Genomic DNA, 21,649 nt, shown 5'->3' with positions numbered 1-21,649 from the left:
CTCTTCTCTCCTTTTGGGATACAGGGTATTGATCCGTGACGGATCTGCTTATTTGCCTTCTTCTTTTACGCCCTTGAATACCACTTCAAAGTATCTGCCGTTTGCAAGGATTTCCTTGAGGTAGGCTTGTATGTCTTGAGGAGTGATGGACTTCAATGTCTTCAAGTAGTCTGTGTGGAAGTCTTCACCATGCTCGATATCCCTCCAAATAAGACCCAACCAGTATGAGTTTTCGTTGAGACGTTCGTGGTAGTTCTTCTCCATGTTAAGGATACTTTTTTCAAGGTAAGAGCTGTCTATGCCTTTTTCAGCCATTTCCTTAAGCTCGCTCTTCACTTTGTTGTTGAGAGCTTCTGCCTTTTCAGGAGCTGTGTTGAAGACGATGTTGAGTCTCTTTGTAGCCACAGGGTATCTGCTGTAAGAGCCGTTTACGGATACGCCATAAGTACCTCCCTCTTCTTCGCGAATGGATTTGGTGTACTGTTGGCTGAGGACAGCTGTAAGAAGATCCATCTTGAGTTCGTTTTCAAGAGAGATTTTACCATCTGCGGCATAAAGATCCACAACGACAGCCAGAGGTGTATCCACTGTCTTGGTGAAGTGGTTTACTCTACCCTTTGCAGCAGTTCCGGGAACTTTATTACCCATTGCTTTTTCTCTGACCTTAGTGGCAGGAAGAGAGGCGATATACTGCTCTACGAAAGGCTTAATCTCTTCTTCTGTAAAGCTACCCACAAGTGCGAAAGTGAAGTCGCCTGCATTGGAGAAACGTTCTTTGTAGATCTCCATGATGCGGTCGTAGTTGGCCTTCTCAAGGTTCTCTACAGAAAGAGCTGCCACTCGCTTGTCGTTGTTGAAGATTGTAGCGGAGATGCTATCCGGCAATACGGACATAGGGTTCGCCTTTTGGCTGTTGAGGTTGCTGATGGTGCGTTCTTTGAATGCCTGATAAGCTTCTTTGTCTGTGCGCTTGGCTGTGAAGTTGAGGTAAAGAAGCTGGAACATGGTTTCCAAGTCGTCCTTTGTAGATGATCCTGATACGTTTTCGCCAACATAGTCTACCGATGTAGATACGGAAGCAGAACGACCTGCAAGAACCTTTGGAAGGTCTGTTGCAGAGAACTGTGCCAATCCACCCACTTCAATGGCAGAACCGAATACTTTGGCGTTATCCAACTCTTTTTCGTAATAAGGCAGGAGACCTCCCTTGCTGCGACCGCTCAAAAGGATCTGGTTCTCTTTCAATGTTGTAGGCTTGACGTAAACCACGGCACCGTTGCTAAGTGTCCACTTGTCTGCACCAAAGGATACGTTTTTCTCTACTTTGGTTACCTTGCCGGGCTTAGGCAGCGTCTCCATCAACTTAACGTTTGAAACAGTCTCCTTGATAGGCTCTACCGCTATCGCGTTGGCCTCTTTGTACATCGCCAAAGCGGCTTCCTTTGTAGGCATTTCCACGCCTTCTTTCTCCGGTCCGAGTACCATGATGGAAAGGTTGTCGTATGGAGCGATAAGGCTTTGCTGTACATACTGATTGAGTCCTGCAAGAGGAATGTTTGGAGCAAGCTGGTCGAACATCATCTTCTTAGTCTCCGGAGTGAGGAGCATACCACCTTTAAGGAAGTACTCTTTATACTCTTCGGCATAAGAAGCATTCTTACGGTTTGCCTTGCCTTTCACTGCATTGTCGAGGTTTTTAAGGAACTCTGTTTTGGCGCGATCGTATTCACTTTGAGTGATACCGTATTTTATAAGTCTGTTCTTCTCTGCCACCAGTGCGTTCATAGCCTCTTTAAGTCCGCCCTCTTTTACTTGTGCCGTAAAGCCAAAAGCATCTTTGGTTACTGCAAAACCAAGCAAACTGCCATCTTCGACACCGGCTCCGAGGAATGGTGCATTAGGTTTATGTGCGATCTCTTCCAAGCGTTCGTTCATGGCATAAGTAACCACATAGGAAAAGTATTCCAAAAGAATGCCCTTGATAGAAGCACGATCTTCTCTTGAAAGAGCGTCTCTCTTGTAGTTGAGCATGAGTAAAGTCATTGGAGATTCCTTGTCTGTGGCAATACCTATAAGGGGTTCTTGGTGATCTTCAACCTTAGTATATACACGCTCGGCAGCATCCGGACCGGGAGCAGGAATGTCTTTGAAAATCTCTTTGATCTTGTTTTCGACATAATCTACATCAATATCCCCCACGATGATGAGACCTTGAAGATCCGGGCGATACCACTTCTTGTAGTAGTCTCTAAGCTCTTGATACTTGAAGCCGTTGACTACTTCCATGCTACCGATAGGCATACGCTTGCCATAAAGGTTGCCTTCAGGGAAGATGTTAGGTAGAACTTTCTCAAGCATTCGAGAGAATGCGTTACGACCGCCTCTCCATTCTTCGGTAATCACACCGCGCTCTGCGTCGATCTCTTTTTCTTCCAAAGAGATACATCCGGACCAGTCGTGCAAGATGAGCAGGCAGGAGTCCACAATGCCTTGACGGGTAGTAGGAGCGTCCATGATGGTGTAAACGGTTTCGTCAAAACCGGTATATGCGTTGAGATTGTAACCGAAACGCACACCTACTTTTTCGAGATAATTTATAAGGTTCTTGCCCGGAAAATTCTTTGTTCCGTTAAAAGCCATGTGCTCGAGGAAGTGAGCCAAACCGCTTTGAGAGTCTTCTTCAAGAATGGAACCTACTTTCTGAGCGATGTAGAAGTGGGCACGTTCTTTGGGTTCGGTGTTGCGACGAATGATGTAAGTGAGACCATTGTCCAACTTACCTACACGAACCTCTTGGTCTGTCGGAATCTCTTGAGCATAAGCCACTGTTCCGAAACTACAGAGTAGCGCCACAAGAGCCACTCCTCTTGAGATTAGTTTTTTTAGATTCATTTTGGTTTTGTACGTATTAGTGATGAATTTTGTGTCCTGATATATGAGCAGGGCAAAGATAGTCAAAAAGCACTATAAGAAAGAGAATTAGATATTCTTTTTTTATATAGCTCCGTTTTATTTGGAAAACGTACAGGGGAAAAATCTAAAGATCCTTATGAAGGGATCTTTTTTGACAAAAACATCCCTATGCCTGTTCCTGAAAAGGTCTTATTCTTGAAATACCGGAAAAAGAATAGCCCCAAGAAGTGTGGTTTTTTGCAGACACAATTTTTTTTCCTTACATTCGCATTGCCAGAAGAAAACCTTTTTGAAAAAGACAGATGAGTATGGGTAAAAAGGTGTTCCCTGGAAGATGAAAAAACGACACTGAAGAATATAGAATACAATAATATAAGAAGTAGATGCCCTGCAAATAAAGGCAGGCTTTACAACGTAAAAACTATTACACCACATGGCTAAGAAGTTGATCTCTGCGGCTGAAGCAGCCGCGAAAGTAAAAGATGGCATGACTCTCATGATTGGCGGCTTTCTTGGAAACGGATCCCCTGAAAATATCATAGACCTTCTTGTAGAGAAAGGCGTGAAAGACTTGACTCTCATCGTGAATGACTCCGGATTTCCGGACAAAGGATGTGGGAAGCTTGTTGCAAATAATCAAGTAAAAAAACTGATTGTTTCTCACATCGGCACTAATCCTCACTCAGGAGAAAAGATGCGTAATGGCGAGATGGAGATAGAGTTTTCTCCTCAAGGGACATTGGCAGAACGCATCCGTTGTGGTGGTTCCGGACTTGGAGGTGTACTCACTCCGGTCGGCTTAGGTACCATCATAGAAGAAGGGAAGCCCCAAGTGGAAGTGGATGGAAAGATCTTTCTGTTGGAGAAACCTCTGCGTGCGGATATTGCTTTGATAGGTGCTTCCACAGGAGACGAAATGGGTAACCTTATATATAAAGGTACAACCCAAAACTTCAATCCACTTATGGCTATGGCTGCCGATCTTGTCATTGCAGAGATTGAAGAGATAGTCCCGGCAGGCTCTTTGGCTCCGGAGAGCATACACACGCCTCATATCTTTGTTGATCATATCGTACAACACTAATGAAATAGAACTTTTAATAGTATGAAAAAATCGTTGATTCGCGTGCGCATGAGTTCTCATGACGCTCACTATGGTGGAAATCTTGTAGATGGAGCAAAGATGCTCCAACTTTTTGGAGATGTTGCAACCGAACTTCTTATCGCTCAAGATGGAGACGAAGGTCTCTTTGTCGCGTATGATAACGTGGAGTTCCTTAATCCTGTATTTGCCGGAGACTATATCGAAGCGACAGGAGAAATCACAAAATTGGGCAACACTTCTCGTAAAATGGTATTCGAGGCGAGAAAGGTAATCCGCCCAAGAACAGATATTTCTGCTTCTGCAGCTGATGTCTTGGAAGAACCTATCGTGGTGTGTCGTGCCAGCGGAACATGCGTGGTGCCTAAAGAGTGTCAAAGAAAATAAATCTTCTTGATCCTTTGGTCCTTTAACAAGATCGGGGGATAGAAATGCGAATAAGTTCTTTAACAAGAAATTACTAACACCGAGCAAGTATCGGGTGAAGCGTGTCTCGTATCTCTCGTTCTTTTGCTCCTTATCAGAAATAGACACAATGGAAAAACTTATTATCACAGCAGCTATCTCCGGAGCGGAGGTAACTAAAGAACACAACCCCGCAGTACCTTACACTGTGGAAGAGTGCGTAAGAGAAGCAAAGTCTGCATTTGATGCAGGAGCAAGTATCATCCACCTGCATGTCCGTTGGGATGATGGTACTCCGACACAGGATAAGCAAAGATTCAAAGAGGTAATGGATGCCATATACGCAGCTTGTCCGGGTGTTATCATCCAACCTTCTACGGGAGGAGCTGTGGGTATGACAAATGATGAGCGTCTTCAACCCACCGAACTCAAGCCCGAAATGGCTACTTTGGACTGCGGAACACTCAACTTCGGTGGTGATGAAGTATTCACAAACACAGAAAATACGATCAAGTATTTTGGACAACGCATGATAGAATTGGGCATTAAACCTGAACTTGAGGTGTTTGACAAGAGTATGATCGACATGGCGCTCCGCCTGGCAAAAAAAGGATATATCCAATCTCCGATGCACTTTGACTTTGTAATGGGAGTAAATGGCGGTATTGCCGGAGAGATGAGAGACTTTGTTTTCCTTCGTGGCAGTATTCCAAGCGATGCTACTTATACCGTTGCAGGAGTAGGTCGATATGAATTCCCTTTAGCCATGCTTGCCATCATAGATGGAGGTCATGTGCGTGTCGGATTTGAAGACAATGTATTCATCTCTAAGGGCGTATTGGCTAAATCTAATGGAGAACTTGTGGAGAAAGTTGTTGCAATGGCAAAAATGTTCGGCAGAGAGATTGCCACTCCTGATGAAGCAAGACAAATTTTAAGTATCAAATAAGGACTAAACAAAGTATTCTAACAAAAAAATAATTGAAACAACCGTTATGAAAAAAGGCAATAAGTACGGAACACACCGCGTGATAGAACCGGTAGGCGTCCTTCCACAACCGGCAAATAAGATCGACAACAATATGGATGAGATCTATGACAATGAGATACTCATCGATGTACAAACTCTAAATATAGACTCGGCTTCTTTCACAGATATTTCTGCTCGTGCAAATGGCGATGAAAAGAGAATTGCTGAGATCATGATGGAAATAGTAGAGAAACAAGGCAAGCACCGCAATCCTTGGACAGGTTCGGGTGGTATGCTTCTCGGAACTGTGGAAAAAATCGGAGATGCTCTTGTAGGTAAGACAGACCTTAAGGTCGGTGACAAAATAGCTACTCTTGTTTCTCTTTCACTAACCCCACTACGAATAGACAAGATCAAAGAGATTCGTAAAGATGTGGATCAAGTAGATATAGACGGAAAAGCTATCTTGTTCGAGAGTGGTATCTATGCTAAAATTCCGGCAGATCTCCCCGAAAAATTGGCTCTTTCTGCTCTTGACGTAGCAGGAGCTCCGGCTCAAACAGCAAAACTTGTTCGTCCGGGTGATACAGTGGTAATTATTGGAGCGGGTGGTAAGTCCGGTATGCTTTGCTGCTATGAGGCAAAAAAACGTGCGGGTGTAACCGGTAAGGTTATTGGCATTACTCATTCTCAAAAGAGTACGGATCGTCTTATCTCTTTAGGTTTTTGTGATCATGTATTCTCGGCAGATGCAACTCAACCTGTTCCCGTATTGGAAAAGATAGAGGCTCTTACAAATGGAGAGCTTGCTGATGTAACAATCAATAATGTTAACATACCTGATACAGAAATGACAAGCATCCTTATCACTAAGGATACAGGTATAGTTTACTTCTTCTCTATGGCTACAAGCTTTACGAAAGCGGCTCTTGGAGCAGAAGGTGTAGGTAGCGACGTGACTATGTTGATCGGTAACGGTTATACCAAAGGACACGCTGAAATCACTCTTCAAGAACTCAGAGAGTCTGAAGCTCTAAGAAAGATTTTCACAGAACTCTACGCATAAGCCTTATGAGAGAAAGTAATAGGAAACTGTTCTTTCCGAATGTTTCAGATGAAGAATGGAACGATTGGAAATGGCAGGTAAAAAACAGAATAGAGACTGTCGAAGACCTTAAAAAGTATATTTCTCTCACACCGGAAGAGGAGCAAGGGATTCGAGAAAGCCTCAAGACTATAAGAATGTCTATCACACCTTACTATTTAAGTTTGATAGACCCTAACGATCCTCATGACCCGGTAAGAAAGCAGTCTATTCCGACAGAAAATGAGCTTCATGTAAGTCCTTCGGATTTACAGGACCCTCTTCATGAAGATAGCGACTCTCCTGTTCCGGGACTTACACACCGCTATCCGGACAGAGTTTTATTCCTCATCACGGATATGTGTGCAATGTATTGCAGACACTGTACAAGACGTCGCTTTGCCGGACAAAGAGACGCTGCTTCTCCTCAAAAGCGTATAGATGCGTGCATAGACTACATAGCACGTACTCCTCAGGTAAGAGACGTTCTACTTTCCGGAGGAGATGCTCTTCTTATGAGCGACTCCAAGATTGAGTACATACTGCAACGTCTTAGAGAAATTCCTCATGTGGAAATTATCCGCTTCGGATCAAGAACTCCGGTTGTAATGCCTCAGCGTATTACTCCTGAGTTTTGTGAAATGATAAAGAAGTATCATCCGATATGGCTGAATACACACTTTAATCACCCGAACGAGATAACAAAGGAGTCGTCAGAAGCTTGTGCACGTTTGGCAAATGCCGGTGTCCCTTTGGGAAATCAAAGCGTACTCCTGCGTGGAATCAATGATTGTACTCATATTATGAAGAAGCTGGTACATGAGTTGGTAAAAATCCGTGTTCGTCCTTACTATATCTATATATGTGACCAAAGTATGGGTATCGGACACTTCCGTACTCCTGTATCCAAGGGTATAGAAATCATTGAGAATCTTCGCGGACATACTTCCGGCTATGCAGTACCGACTTTCGTTATAGATGCTCCCGGTGGTGGCGGTAAAATACCGGTTATGCCATCGTACATGATCTCTCAAAGTCCTAATCGTGTGGTAGTGCGCAACTACGAAGGTGTTATAAGCACTTATACCGAACCGGAAGATTATGTAGAAGAGTGTCACTGCGAGGAGTGCAAGAAGCAGAAAGCCAAAGAAGGCGTTGCTGCACTATTGGGAGGTCAACAACTTTCCATAGAACCTAAAGAACTTGCAAGACACAAACGGAACGAACACTAAGGCAAAAGACCATGCCCCCTTAAAAGTATGCCTTTTATAAAAGACATATTAGAGCACGAGAGTGTATCCATCGTTGGCTTGGAGAAGAATACCGGAAAGACAGAGTGTCTTAATTATATTCTTCGTAGAATAAGCACGATGGATACCTCTATTGCTTTAACTTCTATTGGGGTGGATGGCGAAGATACCGATCGTGTAACCAGGACACCGAAGCCGGAAATAACCATATATGAAGGGATGACCTTTGTTACTTCTGAAAATCACTATCAAAGGCGCAGGCTCATCTCCGAAATATTGGATGTCAGTAGTGAACAAACGGCTTTGGGAAGACTCATAACAGCACGTTCCGTACTATCGGGGAAGTGTTTGATCTCAGGTCCATCCAATACGGCGGGTACAAAAAGACTGATAAAGCGACTAAAGGGACTAAATATAGAGACAACATTGGTAGATGGAGCTCTCTCCCGTATGAGCTTGGCTTCTCCGGCTGTAACGGATGCCATGGTACTTGCAACAGGAGCCGCTCTTTCTGCCAACATTTCTCAACTCGTGCGTCAAACACAGTTTGTAAAACGGCTTATAGGTATCTCGGCTATTGAATCTGCCTTAGCCTCATCCCTATCAAACATAACGGGAGGGATTTGGGCTGTTGATGAAAATGATGCGATTCATGATTTGGGAATACCGTCGATTTTCTTGGCAGAGAAAAGCACCAAAGAGCTATTTGGTTTTGGGAATAGGATATACGTATCGGGGTTGGTAAGTGATAAGTTCTTGGAGACTCTCAGATTACAAAAAAGAAATGTAGAGCTGATTGTTCAAGACTTTACAAAGCTATTTCTCTCTCCCAATGTCCTTGATGCCTACGAAAGGGAAGGAAATATTGTAAGAACTCTTCAACAAACCAATCTCATAGCCGTTACCATAAATCCTCTGGCTCCGAATGGGATCTGCCTCAATTCGGATCTACTGAAAGAAGAGATGCAAGAGGCTCTGCAAATCCCGGTATATGATATTAAAAGAATATGATGTCGATTAAGCAAGCGCTAGAAGAGATAAGCGGATTTCGCTTTATGCTTGAGGATTTGAGCATTCTCTCTCCTGTTGGGCGCAGATGCCTTTCAGAGTCTCCGTTCCTGACCGATAAGACAGAAATAGAACAAGCTCTTTCTGAAGTAGAGTTGCTAAAAGAAAGATTACTCTCTCCGGAATTCAAAGAACCTGTTACTGTCATGGAAGTAAAGTTGATGCAGTTAAGAGATATCAAAGGAACTCTTTCAAGCCTGTCAGCAAAGGTTCAACTGACCGATATAGAGCTCTTTGAGATAAAAAATTTGGCTCTATTAGCGGTACACTGCCGGGAATTGGGAGAGCAGCTAAATCTTTCTTTCCTATTCGTTCCTGACTTGGAACCTGTTGTTGACTTGCTGGACCCGGAAGGCAAACGCATCCCTCATTTTTATATCTATGATTCTTACTCTCCGACTCTGGCTTCACTAAGGGCTCAAATACGACACATGGCAGAAAAGGGCTATCCGGAAGAGGAAATAGAGAGTGTACGTATTCAGTCTGTTCGTCTTGAAGATGACATTCGTACAACCTTGACAGCCAAACTGCAAGAATATGCATCAAGCCTTGTTGTAGCTCTGAATGAAATGGGACATTTGGATCTCTTATTGGCTAAAGCTAAGCAAGCGATCAAAATGACCCTCTGCAAGCCTTCAATAGTCGAGGAGAAGACATATTTTGAGGGACTATTCCATCCGGAAGTCAGTACTTACTTAGAGGAAAAAGGAAAAAGGTTTCAGCCCGTTGATGTAGTTTTACCCCAAAGTCCAACCGTGGTTACCGGAGCAAATATGGCCGGGAAGAGTGTTTTCCTGAAAAGTATTGCTCTTGCACAAACCTTGACACAGTTTGGATTTTTTATTCCGGCAACCTCTGCAACAGTTGCTCCGGTAAAAAGGATTGCTATAATATCCGGAGACGGAGAAGATGAGAGCAGAGGCTTATCTTCTTATGCTTCTGAAATGCTAAAAGTCAACGACATTGTTTTAGAAGCACAAAAGGGAACGTCTATGCTGGTCCTCATAGACGAATTGGCAAGAACAACGAATCCGGTAGAAGGACAAGCCATTGTATGTGGAATGTTGGAGTTTTTGGTAAAAGAGAATGTACGTGCCGTTATTACCACTCACTATGGCATAGATATGCCTGTAAGAAAACTTAGAGTAAAAGGTTTCAGAGAAGAAAGGTGTACTTCCGGCAAAGTAAGCGTAGAGCATATAAATGATTATATAGACTATTCATTAGAAGAGACCACAGCACGAGATGTGCCTCATGAGGCTATCCGTATAGCTGAGATAGTAGGAGTAAACGATGAATTTCTTCTACACATCAAAAGACATTTGAAGAATAACATATAAAATATAAAGTATCAGCAGTAGCAATGATGCAGAAAAGTAAATTAGGAATAGACTTTAAGGATGTAGAGTACGCAAGAAGCGTTGCTCGAAAGATTGCAGATGGAGTGCAAGACTTCGTAAAAGATTACTCTACTGTGGCGGTAGAACGCACACTTTGTCGCCTTATAGGCGTGGATAATGTAGATGCCAATGGGGTGCCTCTACCCAATGTCCTTGTCGATGATCTTAAAAGCAAAGGAGTACTGGAACATGGTGTTCTCTTCTTTTTGGCGAATGCAATGGCTGCAACCAAGCTTTCAGCCCAACAGATCGCTGAAAAAGTAGGAGCCGGAGAAATGGATATTACTTCTTTCCCTTACATTTCCAAAGAAGAAGTAGCAAAGACACTGAAGCCTTCTGTAGATGAAAGTATCACTAAGATTTCAGATAGACGCAAGAAAAGAGAACACTATCTGGCTACTATCGGTGAAGGTTCTAAGCCTTATCTCTATGTGATTGTTGCTACCGGTAATATATACGAAGATGTTGTACAAGCAGAAGCTGCTGCAAGGCAGGGAGCAGATATTATTGCCGTAATTCGTACCACTGGGCAGAGTCTTCTCGACTATGTCCCTTATGGTGCCACGACAGAAGGTTTTGGAGGAACATTTGCGACTCAGGAAAACTTCCGAATTATGCGTCAAGCATTGGACAAAGTCGGAGAAGAAGTCGGGCGATACATTCGTCTCTGTAACTATTGTTCCGGACTATGTATGCCGGAGATTGCAGCAATGGGAGCATTGGAAGGCTTGGATGTCATGTTGAATGATGCGCTTTATGGTATTCTCTTCCGCGACATCAATATGCAACGAACTCTTGTTGACCAATTCATGTCTCGCGTCATCAATGGTTTTGCTGGAGTTATCATAAATACAGGAGAAGACAACTATCTCACAACAGCAGATGCAGTAGAAGAAGCTCATACGGTATTGGCTTCTGATATCATCAATGAACAGCTTGCACTTCTTGCCGGTCTTCCGGAAGAGCAAATGGGACTCGGTCATGCTTTTGAAATGGATCCAGAACTTGAAAATGGTTTCTTATATGAATTGGCACAAGCACAGATGACAAGAGAGATCTTCCCAAAAGCTCCTCTAAAATATATGCCTCCGACAAAGTTTATGACAGGAAATATCTTTAGAGGACACCTCCAGGATGCCCTGTTTAATATGATTGGAATTTGGACACATCAAGGTATTCAGCTCTTGGGAATGCCTACCGAAGCTATCCATACTCCATTTATGAGCGATAGGTATCTTTCCATCGAAAATGCAAAATATATCTTCAACAACATGCGTTCCATAGGAGAAGAGATGGAATATAAGGAGGGAGGCATCATTCAAACAAGAGCAAAAGAAGTCTTGGCTAAGACTATCAAACTACTGGATGAACTCGAAAAAGTAGGACTTTTCACTGCTATTGAGAAAGGAATCTTTGCAGATGTAAAGCGTCCAATGAATGGAGGTAAAGGTCTTGCAGGAGTTGTAATGAAGGGAGAGCACTATTACAATCCTTTCATTGAGATTATGAACCCGGTAAAATAGTAACATCTAACAATCGTATATTACAGTTATGAGCGGAGGATTATATTCTACAGAAGCCAACGATTTCGACCAAACGCTGGATCTGACCAAAATAAAACCATACGGCGATACCATGAATGATGGTAAAACTCAGATTAGTTTTACCCTTCCAGTACCTGCAGGAGACGAAGCCATTGAGGCGGCAAAACAACTTTTAAGGAAAATGGGATTTGATAATCCCCAAATAGTGTATCACAAAGAGTTAACGGAAGGATTTACTTTCTTCAACTGCTACGGCAGCTCTACCGTGACGATAGATTACACTCAGATTCATGTTCCCAAGGTTGATTCCGAAAAATGGGACATGCAGATGACCGATGACTTTATCAAAGAGCATATTGGTCGTAAAATCGTTGTAGTGGGAGCAAGTACGGGAACAGATGCTCATACAGTGGGTATTGATGCAATCATGAACATGAAAGGTTTTGCAGGGCACTATGGTCTGGAACGCTACGAGATGTTTGAAGCACTCAATATGGGCAGTCAGGTATTGAATGAAGATTTCATAGCCAAAGCGATTGAGATCGGAGCGGATGCGCTTCTTGTTTCACAGACCGTTACTCAAAAAGATGTACACATAAAGAACATGATAGAGCTTGTAGAAATGTTGGAAGCAGAAGGTCTCAGAGATAAAGTCATATTGTGTGCAGGAGGTCCCCGTATCTCCCATGAGTTGGCAAAAGAGTTGGGATACGACGCCGGATTTGGTATGAACACTTATGCTGATGATGTCGCTTCTTTTGTTGCCCAAGAATTAGACCGAAGACTTAATAAACAATAAAACCTATACCTTATGGATAAAAATCAGATACGAGAAGTCATTGCTCGCCGGGTGGCTCAAGAATTAAAGGACGGTGATGTGGTAAACTTAGGAATAGGTCTTCCGACTCTTGTTCCAAACTATCTCAGTCCCGATATCAAGGTATACTTGCAATCGGAAAATGGACTTATAGGTATGGGACGTACTCCGGAAGCCGGGAGTGAAGATCCTAACTACATCAATGCCGGAGGTGGTGCCATTCTTCCCGATGTAGGAGCTGCTTCCTTCGATAGTGCAACATCTTTTGCCATCATTCGCGGAGGACACGTAGACATCAGTGTTTTAGGAGCACTTCAAGTTGATGTAAAAGGAAATCTTGCCAACTGGAATATTCCGGGAAAGATGGTTCCGGGCATGGGAGGAGCTATGGACCTTCTTACAGGAACACGTAAAGTGATTCTTGCCATGGAGCATACTGCAAAAGGTGCTCCTAAGATTATGACGGAGTGTACTCTTCCTCTTACAGCAAGAGAAGCGGTAGACATGATTATTACAGAAATGTGTGTTATTTTTGTCACTGAAAAAGGTCTGGAAGTAGCAGAAATACATCCGGAGTTTACCAAAGAAGATGTAGAAGCAGCGACAGCAGCTCCACTCATCTTCAGAGAGAATATCACAGCTATGGCAGTTTAGTGCTCAGAAAAATCTCAGAAAAAGATATTATAACATTATACAGATGAAAAAAGTATTTATTGTTGCTGCAAAGCGCACACCTATAGGCAAATTCATGGGTAGCCTATCCCCATTCAGCCCTGCTCAACTTGGAGCAATGGTTGTTCGCAACATCTTGGAAGAAACTAAGATCGATCCTTCTGTTGTAGATACTCTCATTGCAGGAAATGTTCTTTCTGCCGGACAGAAACAGGGCGTTGCTCGTCAGTGTGCCATTTTAGGAGGTATCCCACAAGAAAAGACCGCTTACTCCATAAATATGGTATGCGGAAGTGGCATGAAAGCAGTGATGAATGGTATTACAGATATTATGGCTGGGTTTGCCTCTGTGGTTATTGCAGGTGGCACGGAATCCATGACGAATGCCGGTTTCATCCTTCCGGGGGATGTGCGTTCCGGTTTCAAGATGGGCAACCTTCAAGCCATAGACCACATGGTAAATGATGGTCTTACAGATGCTTACCACAACTATCACATGGGAATTACTGCAGAAAATATCGCAGACCAGTGTGGTATCTCAAGAGAAGATCAAGATCGTTTTGCAATACTTTCCCAAGAAAAGGCTATCGCAGCCGTAGATGGAGACAAGTTCAAAGAAGAAATTGTTCCGGTTGAAATCATAACTAAAAAAGAGACCATTCTATTTGAAAAAGACGAATTCCCCAATAGAGGTTCTTCTTTAGAGAAATTAGCCAAGTTGCGTCCTGCTTTCAAAAAAGAAGGAACAGTAACTGCCGGCAATGCTTCGGGACTGAACGATGGTGCTTCTTTTGTGATGTTGGCAGATGAAGACGCGGTAAAGAAGTACAATCTTACTCCTCTTGCTGAGATTGTTGCATTTGGAGAAGGCGGTGTAGATCCTCAAGTAATGGGGCTTGGTCCTGTTCCTGCTATTCGCTCTGCTCTGCAACGTGCAGGCATGAAATTGTCCGACATGGAGATCATAGAGCTTAACGAAGCATTTGCAGCACAATCTCTTGGAGTAATCAAAGGATTGATTGAAGAACACGGAGTCTCTCGTGAATGGATTGACGAACGTACCAATATTCATGGAGGAGCTATTGCTTTGGGCCATCCTATCGGTGCAAGTGGGAACAGAATTCTTGTATCTCTTGTGCACGAACTTAAGAGATATGGAAAGGAGTATGGTCTTGCTTCTCTCTGTATCGGAGGAGGTATGGGAACAGCCATTATCATTAAGTCTGTAAAATAAACTCTGCATGAGCCACGTACATACAGAAATAGATGGGCATGTAGCGGTTCTTCGTATAGATGACGTCAAAACACTCAACGCTCTTCATACTGCTCTGATAAAAGAACTCATTCTTCGCTTTGAAGAAGTGGAGCAGAATGAAGACGTTAGAGTGATCATCCTCACCGGAACAGACCGAGCCTTTGTAGCCGGAGCAGATATACAGGCTATGAGTAAGATGGATCATGTGGCAGCCAAAGAGTTTGGGACGCTTGGTGCAGCTGTCTTTCGCCGTATAGAGGCTTCTCCTAAGCCTGTCATTGCAGCAGTAAACGGCTTTGCCTTGGGAGGTGGTTGCGAACTCGTTTTAGCCTGTGATATTCGTCTTGCATCCGATAAAGCTAAGTTTGGGCAGCCGGAAGTAGGACTCGGCATAACTCCTGGTTTTTCCGGCACTCAACGTTTAGCCAGAGCCATAGGGTTCTGTAAGGCTAAAGAGCTTATCTTTACAGGAAAAATCATTGGTGCGGAAGAAGCAGAACGTATCGGTCTCATCAACACCGTTGTACCGCATGAGACACTCATGCAGGAAGCCATTCTTTTGGCAAGACTAATTGCAAAAAAAGCTCCTATCGCTGTACATCTGTCCAAGAGAGCCATCAATGAAGGTTGGGACTTGAGTATAGAAGAAGGGATAGAACTTGAAGTCGATCTTTTTGCCCAATGCTTTGAAACAGAAGATCAGAAGAGAGGAATGGAAGCATTCCTGAAGAAAGAGAAGGTCGTATTCAAAGGCAGATAAACACAATAACCATCAACACTCAAAAGATATGAAGATAGCAGTAATAGGAACCGGAACCATGGGCAATGGTATAGCACAAGCCTTTGCTCAAGGTGGTTATCAAGTGGTCATGAAAGACCTTTCTCAAGAGGTTTTGGATCGTGCAATAACCAATATAGACAAATCTCTTGTCAAGCTCGTATCCAAGCACTCCATCACGGAAGAGGAGAAAGGCAATATTCTTTCTCGCATCTCCTCTACGCTCATCTACGAAGATATAGCAGATGCATCGCTTGTGGTGGAAGCCATTGCAGAGAATATGGAGCTAAAAAAACGTGTCTTTAAGGAACTTGACCAGGCTTGCAAGCCGGAGACTATTCTTGCCACAAACTCCTCTTCACTCTCTATCACAGAGATTGCTGCTTGCACAAAGAGACCGGAGAAAGTTATCGGTATGCACTTCTTCAATCCTGTTCCTGTGCTCAAACTCGTCGAAGTGATTCGAGGTCAACTCACTTCCGATGATGTCTTTGCCTGTGTAAAGGGAGTGGCAGAAAAGATCGGAAAAGTTCCCGTTGAAGTAAACGAAGCACCGGGATTTCTTGTAAATCGTCTGCTCATTCCTATGATCAACGAAGGAATCGGAGCATTGGCAGAAGGAGTCGCCTCCAAAGAAGAGATAGACGAAGCGATGAAGCTTGGCGCCGGGCATCCTATTGGTCCGTTGGCGCTGGCAGATCTTATCGGATTGGATGTTTGTCTTGCCATCATGGAAGTGCTTTATCATGAGTTCGGAGATAGCAAGTATCGTCCACATCCGCTTCTTCGCAAGATGGTACGGGCCAATCTCCTTGGACGTAAGACCGGAGAGGGTTTCTTCTCATACAAATAAAGAAGTAGAATCAACAAGATAACGAGGGCTGAACTTCCTATTGGGAGTTCAGCCTTTATTTTATTATACTGCTTCTCTGTCAAGAAAAAGCAGAAATAGAATATCCCTCCTCTATATATTTAACAAAAACAATTTCCTCTTTAACTCTATAAGTTTGCAAACAAGCATCTTATCCCTTTGACATCTCATTATTTATATATACTTTTGCGGAAGCATTTTTAGCACATTATTTAGTTTCACAAAAGAATTCGCAACCATTTTTCATGAAGAAAACACTATTTCTCCTGCTGTTTTCGTTCCTGTTCGTGTCTTTCTCGGCATCCTCATGCAAAGACAAAAACAAGAACGAAGTGTATGCTTTTGACCTGAAAGAAAATACGCAAGTAGCCTTATCTTCGGAGGAGCAGACCAAAGAAATTCCCATCGCAACCAATATCCCGGAGTGGAAAGTATCTGTTCCCTCATCTGCCTCATCGTGGTTATCGGCAAGAGGATTGCGTAACCGTCTCGCCATTACAGTAACAAAGAACACCGGAGAAGAGCGCTCTGCTCAGCTTACACTAAGTGGAATGGGAGTCTCTGCAACGATCAATGTAAAGCAGGCAGCGCAAGGACCTTTTGTGGAAGCCTCTACCACCACGCTTCTTATTGAGAAAGGAGGAGGCAAGAGCACTGTCGGCATCTACACTAATGCAGAGTACGAAGTAGTAATACCTTCGGACATCTCTTGGATAAAAGCATACAAGAGCATAGCCACTGTAGAGCCGAAAGAGCTTTATATCGAGGTGGATTGGAATGAAGGAGCAGAACGAAAAGCAGAGCTACTGCTTCAAACGGTCGGGACTACTCCTATTGCCCAGACAAAGATTACCATTACCCAGAAAGGAGATAACGGCTACGATGGCAAGACCTCCGGCACCATAGATGAAGACATCAAGGTTCCGGTATTTTCGGGTTATGCGTCATCCGTACAGAATGGCACTCCGATAGAAAACTCTTTTGACAACAACTATACGACCATCTACCACTCATCGTGGTCGAATTCCGCGCCCAACTATTTTCCCATCACTTTGGAGTACAATTTCAAGGACCAACCACGGATAGATTACCTCATCTATCACCCAAGAAAAGATGCTCAAAACGGGCACTTCAAGCTTGTGGAAATCTGGGCAAAATCGGATGGAAGCAACGAGTTCAAGAAGCTCATCACACACGATTTTAAGGGCTCTTCCAATCCTGCAAAGATTATATTTGATAAGCCCTTGATACAACCTTCAGCGATAAGATTCGTTGTGCTCTCCGGACATGGAGACGGAAAGGGTTTTGCGGCGTGCTCCGAAATGGAGTTCTACCGTATCAATCCCGATAAGTTTGATCCCACAACGATCTTTACGGATATTACGTGTTCGGAGCTTAAACAAGGTGTAACCGAGTCTCAGATCATGAATATAGAGAATGATCTCTACCGCCAGATCGCCTACTATCTGTACAAGGGCACTTATCCGAAAGAGTTCCGCATCGACTCTTTCCGTGCATGGCCTCACCCCTCTACTCAGGCAAAAATAAACAGAACCGGTACTTACAGTCTTTTGGATAACCCTACCGGAATTGCTGTAAACAGAGGCGAAAACATTATCGTATTTGTCGGAAAGACTGGTGGACAGACTTTGAGTCTGCGTCTGCTTAATTTGGACAAACCGAATGGAGATGGCTACAACGACAATTATGTCTACTCTCTACAAGAGGGAGCCAACAAAATCAAAGCGGATGCAGATGGACTTCTCTATGTATTATACCACACGGAAGAGTATGCCAATGCTCCTAAAGTGAAGATTCACTTTGCTACCGGAAATGTTCAAGGCTACTACGATGTTCAGAAGCATGCACCTTCAAGATACAACGAGCTGCTTGCGAAGGCCAACCATAACAAGTTTTTTGACATTGTGGGTACAAAGGCTCACCTGACGTTCCCCGTTGAGAGCTATCGCTCTTTCACCGGAGCAGATGGTAAAAAACTCATAGATCTTTACGATAAACTGGTTTTGGACGAACAGGTTTTCATGGGGCTTCAGAAGTACGATCGTGTTTATGGTAACCGCGCCTACTTTCACGTCATGTACCACTCTTATATGTATGCAACGGGGTACCGCACAGCATATAGTGTTGGTACGCTTCCGACCATCCTTGATCCCAATAAACTTGTGGAAAGTATCTGGGGACCTGCTCACGAGCTGGGGCATATCCATCAGACATCCAGAGGCTTCAAATGGAGAGGTACTACCGAAGTTACGACCAATGTACACTCTCTGTTCATTCAAACATCTTGGGGGCAGCCCTCTCGCATCCAGTACGAAAATCTTCTCAAAGGCGACGGTTTTGTGAACAGATACGACAAAGCATTCTCTTACGCTTTCGTGGAGCAGCGTCCGTATATCATCATCCCGGATGTTTTCTGTCAGTTGGTTCCATTCTGGCAGGTTCAGCTCTACTTCTCAAATGTGTTGGGAAACAAAGACTTCTACAAAGAGTTCTACGAATATACTCGCACGGATCCCAATCCGGAAGACAACGGACGGGCGCAGGTCGAGTATTCTCTTCGTGCCTCTCGTGCCGCGGGTTACGATCTGACAGAGTTCTGCGAACGCTGGGGATTCTATCGCGTCGGTTCATGGGAAGTGAACGACTATGGCAAGGAGATGGTTACGGTAACCGAAGCCCTTGTTTCCGAAATCAAACAGAAGATAAGCAAGCTCGGTCTCAAGAAGATCACAGACCGCATCGAGTACATTTCGGACTCCAACTGGCAGATTTACAGAGACCGCAAGAGTATCACCAAGGGCGGAAAGAGCAGGGTCGTAACGGAAGGCAGACACACGATGTTCGAAGTAAACTCCGGCTGGCGCGACTATGTCGCGGTGGAGATCTACAACGCTTCGGGCAGACTCATCTGTGTGGCAAACAGCCCTAAGTTCGTACTTCCCGGCTCATTCGACAAGAGCTGCAAGGCTTACGCCATCTCTTTTGACGGCAAGAAGGAAGAGATCCCATACGAATAACAACATACTTTGTGATTAAGGAGTTTCTGCTCCTTTACGAATCCCTCAGAAGTTTTTTTGTCCAACCACTTCTGAGGGATTCTCTTTCTATATCCGCAGTCAAAGCCCCAAAGATTTCAGGCAAAAGCTGTATCTGAAAATCTCCTTCCGCAAGCAGCAAAATTTACGTGCGCACGTAAATATTTTTTTGTGCGCACGTAAATATTTTTTTGTGCGCACGTAAATTTTTTTTCGTGCGCACGTAAATTTTTTTTTGTGCGCACGTAAATTTTTTTTGTGCGCACGTAAATTTTTTTTCGTGCGCACGTAAATTTTTTTTCGTGCGCACGTAATTTTTTTTCTGTGCGCACGTAATTTTTTTTCTGTGCGCATGGAAATTTTTCTCCTCCCAAAGGCTTCGGGAGAAGGAGGTAAATCTGTTCTCGGCGGCGGAAGAGTATATGGAGTGGAACGTCCGAGGGCGTCCTCGAAATCGGGCAAAAAAGGAAATATCTGTTAGAGGATTGCCCTTTCGGGCTGTTTATAAAGGGAAAAATCACTCTTTCGGGGTATTGGCAGACTTGCGGAAATACCCGAACTTTGTAGACAGAAAAGAGGCAAAAAACTACGTTCTCTTATTGTTCAAAAAAAGAACTTCCACAAAAGTTTTATTTGTAATCCAAAAAAATGGGAGCCGGACAGATCTGTCGGCTCCCATTTCTATTTCTGAGGTTGTGTCGGCTAACCTCTGCCTTCCGGCTATTAGTAAGATCTTGCAAACAACACTCTCCTTGCGGATGGTTTGCCCGTAACCATACACTGCCCCGGAGTGGTGTCTCCTTCAAAAGGAATACATCTGATGGTGGCTTTGGTTTCCTGCTTGATGAGCTCTTCCGTTTCGGGTGTTCCGTCCCAGTGAGCAAGGATGAATCCGCCATCTTCTATCTTCTCCTTGAACTCTTCGTAGCTGTCCACCGTTATGGTGTGTGTGGCACGATAGTCGAGTGCCTTTTGGAAAATGTTTTGCTGTATGTCTCCGATCAGGGTCTCCACGTAGTCCGCAATGCCGTCGAAAGATCTTGTCTCTTTCTCCAACGTGTCTCTGCGCATCACCTCCACGGTGCCGTTTTCGAGATCTCTTCCGCCCAAGGCAAGGCGCACGGGTATTCCTTTCAGCTCATATTCGGCAAACTTCCAGCCCGGCTTCTTGTTGTCCGAGTTGTCGTATCTTACCGATATTCCGCGCTTTTTGAGTTCTTCCACCACCGGAGCCACTTTTTCGTCTATGGCTTGGAGCATCTCCATGTTCTTGTAGATAGGCACTATCACCACCTGGATCGGAGCCAATCGCGGAGGCAATACCAGTCCGTTGTCATCGGAGTGGGTCATGATGAGAGCACCCATAAGGCGTGTCGAAACGCCCCAAGAGGTTGCCCAGACATACTCCGCCTTACCCTCTTTGCTCGTAAACTGAACATCGAAAGCCTTGGCAAAGTTTTGTCCGAGGAAGTGAGAAGTCCCGCTCTGAAGGGCTTTACCATCCTGCATCAACGCCTCTATGGTATAAGTGTCGAGTGCTCCGGCAAAACGTTCGTTGGCACTCTTGCATCCTTTTATCACGGGCATTGCCATGTATTTCTCCGCAAATGTTCCGTAAACATCTATCATGGTTCGGGTCATCTTCAGAGCCTCTTCTTCGGTGGCGTGTGCCGTGTGTCCTTCTTGCCACAAAAACTCTGCGGTACGCAAGAATAGGCGTGTACGCATCTCCCAGCGTACAACATTTGCCCACTGGTTACAGAGCAAAGGAAGATCGCGATAGCTCTGAATCCAGTTTTTATAAGTGCTCCAGATGATGGTCTCAGACGTCGGACGGACGATAAGCTCCTCTTCCAGACGAGCCTCCGGATCCACTATCACACCGGTGCCGTCGGGATTATTTTTCAGACGATAGTGAGTAACTACGGCACACTCCTTGGCAAAACCCTCTACGTGATCCGCCTCTTTGGAGAGGAAAGACTTCGGGATAAAGAGCGGGAAGTAAGCATTCTGTACACCTTCAGCCTTGAACATATCGTCCAAAACGCGTTGCATCTTCTCCCAAATGGCGTATCCGTAAGGCTTTATCACCATACAGCCGCGCACGGCAGAGCTTTCTGCCAAGTCTGCTTTAATCACAAGATCCTGATACCACTGCGAATAGTTTGTGGCACGTGAAGTGAGTTCTTTTAGTTCTTTTGCCATAATTATCTTTACCTTTCTCTTATATTCTTATTCTTGAGAGCGGAGAGGCAATGACCTCTCTCCAAACAGGATCCAAAGTTACAAATATTTACGCAATAGCAGACCGCTGAAATGTCTCTTTTTGAATGGGATGCAGTGAAACGGATTTACACTTTCCCGCTCCGAAGAGAAGATAAAAACTGCTTGGCAAAAAGGGATTGAAAATTTCCTCAAAAGAGCTCCGATAAGTGCGTTATTCTTTGGAACGACACCGAGATAG

General features: G+C 44.1%; 16 protein-coding genes. 14 read left to right on the top strand and 2 right to left on the bottom strand.

What is annotated here, in order from left to right:
- Positions 1-48: 48 nt before the first annotated feature.
- Positions 49-2,892: a M16 family metallopeptidase gene (locus HQ29_RS03465; protein WP_036867867.1), complete on the bottom strand. Its 2,844-nt coding sequence runs from the start codon at positions 2,890-2,892 to the stop codon at positions 49-51.
- Between the two features lie 454 nt (positions 2,893-3,346).
- On the opposite strand from HQ29_RS03465, the gene HQ29_RS03460 reads away from it, so the two are divergent.
- From HQ29_RS03460 to HQ29_RS03395, 14 genes are all read left to right on the top strand, one after another.
- Positions 3,347-3,997 carry a CoA transferase subunit A gene (locus HQ29_RS03460; RefSeq protein ID WP_036848175.1) on the top strand — a complete coding sequence of 217 codons (651 nt, stop codon included), beginning with the start codon at positions 3,347-3,349 and terminating at the stop codon, positions 3,995-3,997.
- 21 nt (positions 3,998-4,018) lie between these two features.
- On the top strand, positions 4,019-4,402 hold the full coding sequence (gene kal, locus HQ29_RS03455) for a 3-aminobutyryl-CoA ammonia lyase (RefSeq protein ID WP_036791144.1): 384 nt from the start codon (positions 4,019-4,021) through the stop codon (positions 4,400-4,402).
- A gap of 148 nt (positions 4,403-4,550) precedes the next feature.
- The gene (kce, locus tag HQ29_RS03450) at positions 4,551-5,369 is read left to right on the top strand and encodes a 3-keto-5-aminohexanoate cleavage enzyme (protein WP_036791142.1); all 819 of its coding nucleotides are present in this window, start codon (positions 4,551-4,553) and stop codon (positions 5,367-5,369) included.
- Positions 5,370-5,415: 46 nt separating this feature from the next.
- A complete protein-coding gene (kdd, locus tag HQ29_RS03445; RefSeq protein WP_036791139.1) occupies positions 5,416-6,456 on the top strand; it encodes an L-erythro-3,5-diaminohexanoate dehydrogenase in 1,041 nt (346 codons plus the stop codon).
- Positions 6,457-6,461: 5 nt separating this feature from the next.
- Positions 6,462-7,706 carry a lysine 2,3-aminomutase gene (gene kamA, locus HQ29_RS03440; protein ID WP_036791136.1) on the top strand — a complete coding sequence of 415 codons (1,245 nt, stop codon included), beginning with the start codon at positions 6,462-6,464 and terminating at the stop codon, positions 7,704-7,706.
- A 27-nt stretch (positions 7,707-7,733) separates the two neighbouring features.
- Positions 7,734-8,735, top strand: a complete 1,002-nt coding sequence (kamB, locus tag HQ29_RS03435; protein ID WP_200878514.1) for a lysine 5,6-aminomutase reactivase subunit KamB — start codon at positions 7,734-7,736, stop codon at positions 8,733-8,735.
- The gene (gene kamC, locus HQ29_RS03430) at positions 8,732-10,132 is read left to right on the top strand and encodes a lysine 5,6-aminomutase reactivase ATPase KamC (RefSeq protein ID WP_081964559.1); all 1,401 of its coding nucleotides are present in this window, start codon (positions 8,732-8,734) and stop codon (positions 10,130-10,132) included. Before kamB ends, kamC begins: the two co-directional genes overlap by 4 nt.
- A 26-nt stretch (positions 10,133-10,158) precedes the next feature.
- Positions 10,159-11,715, top strand: coding sequence for a lysine 5,6-aminomutase subunit alpha (gene kamD / locus HQ29_RS03425; protein ID WP_036792633.1), 1,557 nt, complete (start codon positions 10,159-10,161; stop codon positions 11,713-11,715).
- A 28-nt stretch (positions 11,716-11,743) separates the two neighbouring features.
- Positions 11,744-12,535: a lysine 5,6-aminomutase subunit beta gene (gene kamE / locus HQ29_RS03420; RefSeq protein ID WP_036791130.1), complete on the top strand. Its 792-nt coding sequence runs from the start codon at positions 11,744-11,746 to the stop codon at positions 12,533-12,535.
- A 12-nt stretch (positions 12,536-12,547) separates the two neighbouring features.
- The gene (locus HQ29_RS03415) at positions 12,548-13,207 is read left to right on the top strand and encodes a 3-oxoacid CoA-transferase subunit B (RefSeq protein ID WP_036867562.1); all 660 of its coding nucleotides are present in this window, start codon (positions 12,548-12,550) and stop codon (positions 13,205-13,207) included.
- Positions 13,208-13,250: 43 nt separating this feature from the next.
- On the top strand, positions 13,251-14,459 hold the full coding sequence (locus tag HQ29_RS03410) for an acetyl-CoA C-acetyltransferase (RefSeq protein WP_036867560.1): 1,209 nt from the start codon (positions 13,251-13,253) through the stop codon (positions 14,457-14,459).
- A gap of 7 nt (positions 14,460-14,466) precedes the next feature.
- On the top strand, positions 14,467-15,240 hold the full coding sequence (locus HQ29_RS03405; RefSeq protein WP_036791122.1) for an enoyl-CoA hydratase-related protein: 774 nt from the start codon (positions 14,467-14,469) through the stop codon (positions 15,238-15,240).
- A 28-nt stretch (positions 15,241-15,268) separates the two neighbouring features.
- Positions 15,269-16,111, top strand: a complete 843-nt coding sequence (locus HQ29_RS03400) for a 3-hydroxybutyryl-CoA dehydrogenase (RefSeq protein WP_036867558.1) — start codon at positions 15,269-15,271, stop codon at positions 16,109-16,111.
- A 263-nt stretch (positions 16,112-16,374) separates the two neighbouring features.
- Positions 16,375-19,167, top strand: coding sequence for a M60 family metallopeptidase (locus tag HQ29_RS03395; RefSeq protein WP_036867556.1), 2,793 nt, complete (start codon positions 16,375-16,377; stop codon positions 19,165-19,167).
- Between the two features lie 741 nt (positions 19,168-19,908).
- Here the strand turns inward: HQ29_RS03395 and proS are convergent.
- Positions 19,909-21,390: a proline--tRNA ligase gene (proS, locus tag HQ29_RS03385; RefSeq protein ID WP_036867553.1), complete on the bottom strand. Its 1,482-nt coding sequence runs from the start codon at positions 21,388-21,390 to the stop codon at positions 19,909-19,911.
- Between the last annotated feature and the right edge of the window lie 259 nt (positions 21,391-21,649).

Origin of the sequence: Porphyromonas canoris, from assembly GCF_000765975.1 — a bacterium.
Lineage (GTDB): Bacteria > Bacteroidota > Bacteroidia > Bacteroidales > Porphyromonadaceae > Porphyromonas_A > Porphyromonas_A canoris.
The sequence above is the reverse complement of the archived record's forward strand: the minus strand, read 5'-3'. Positions and strand labels throughout refer to the sequence as shown.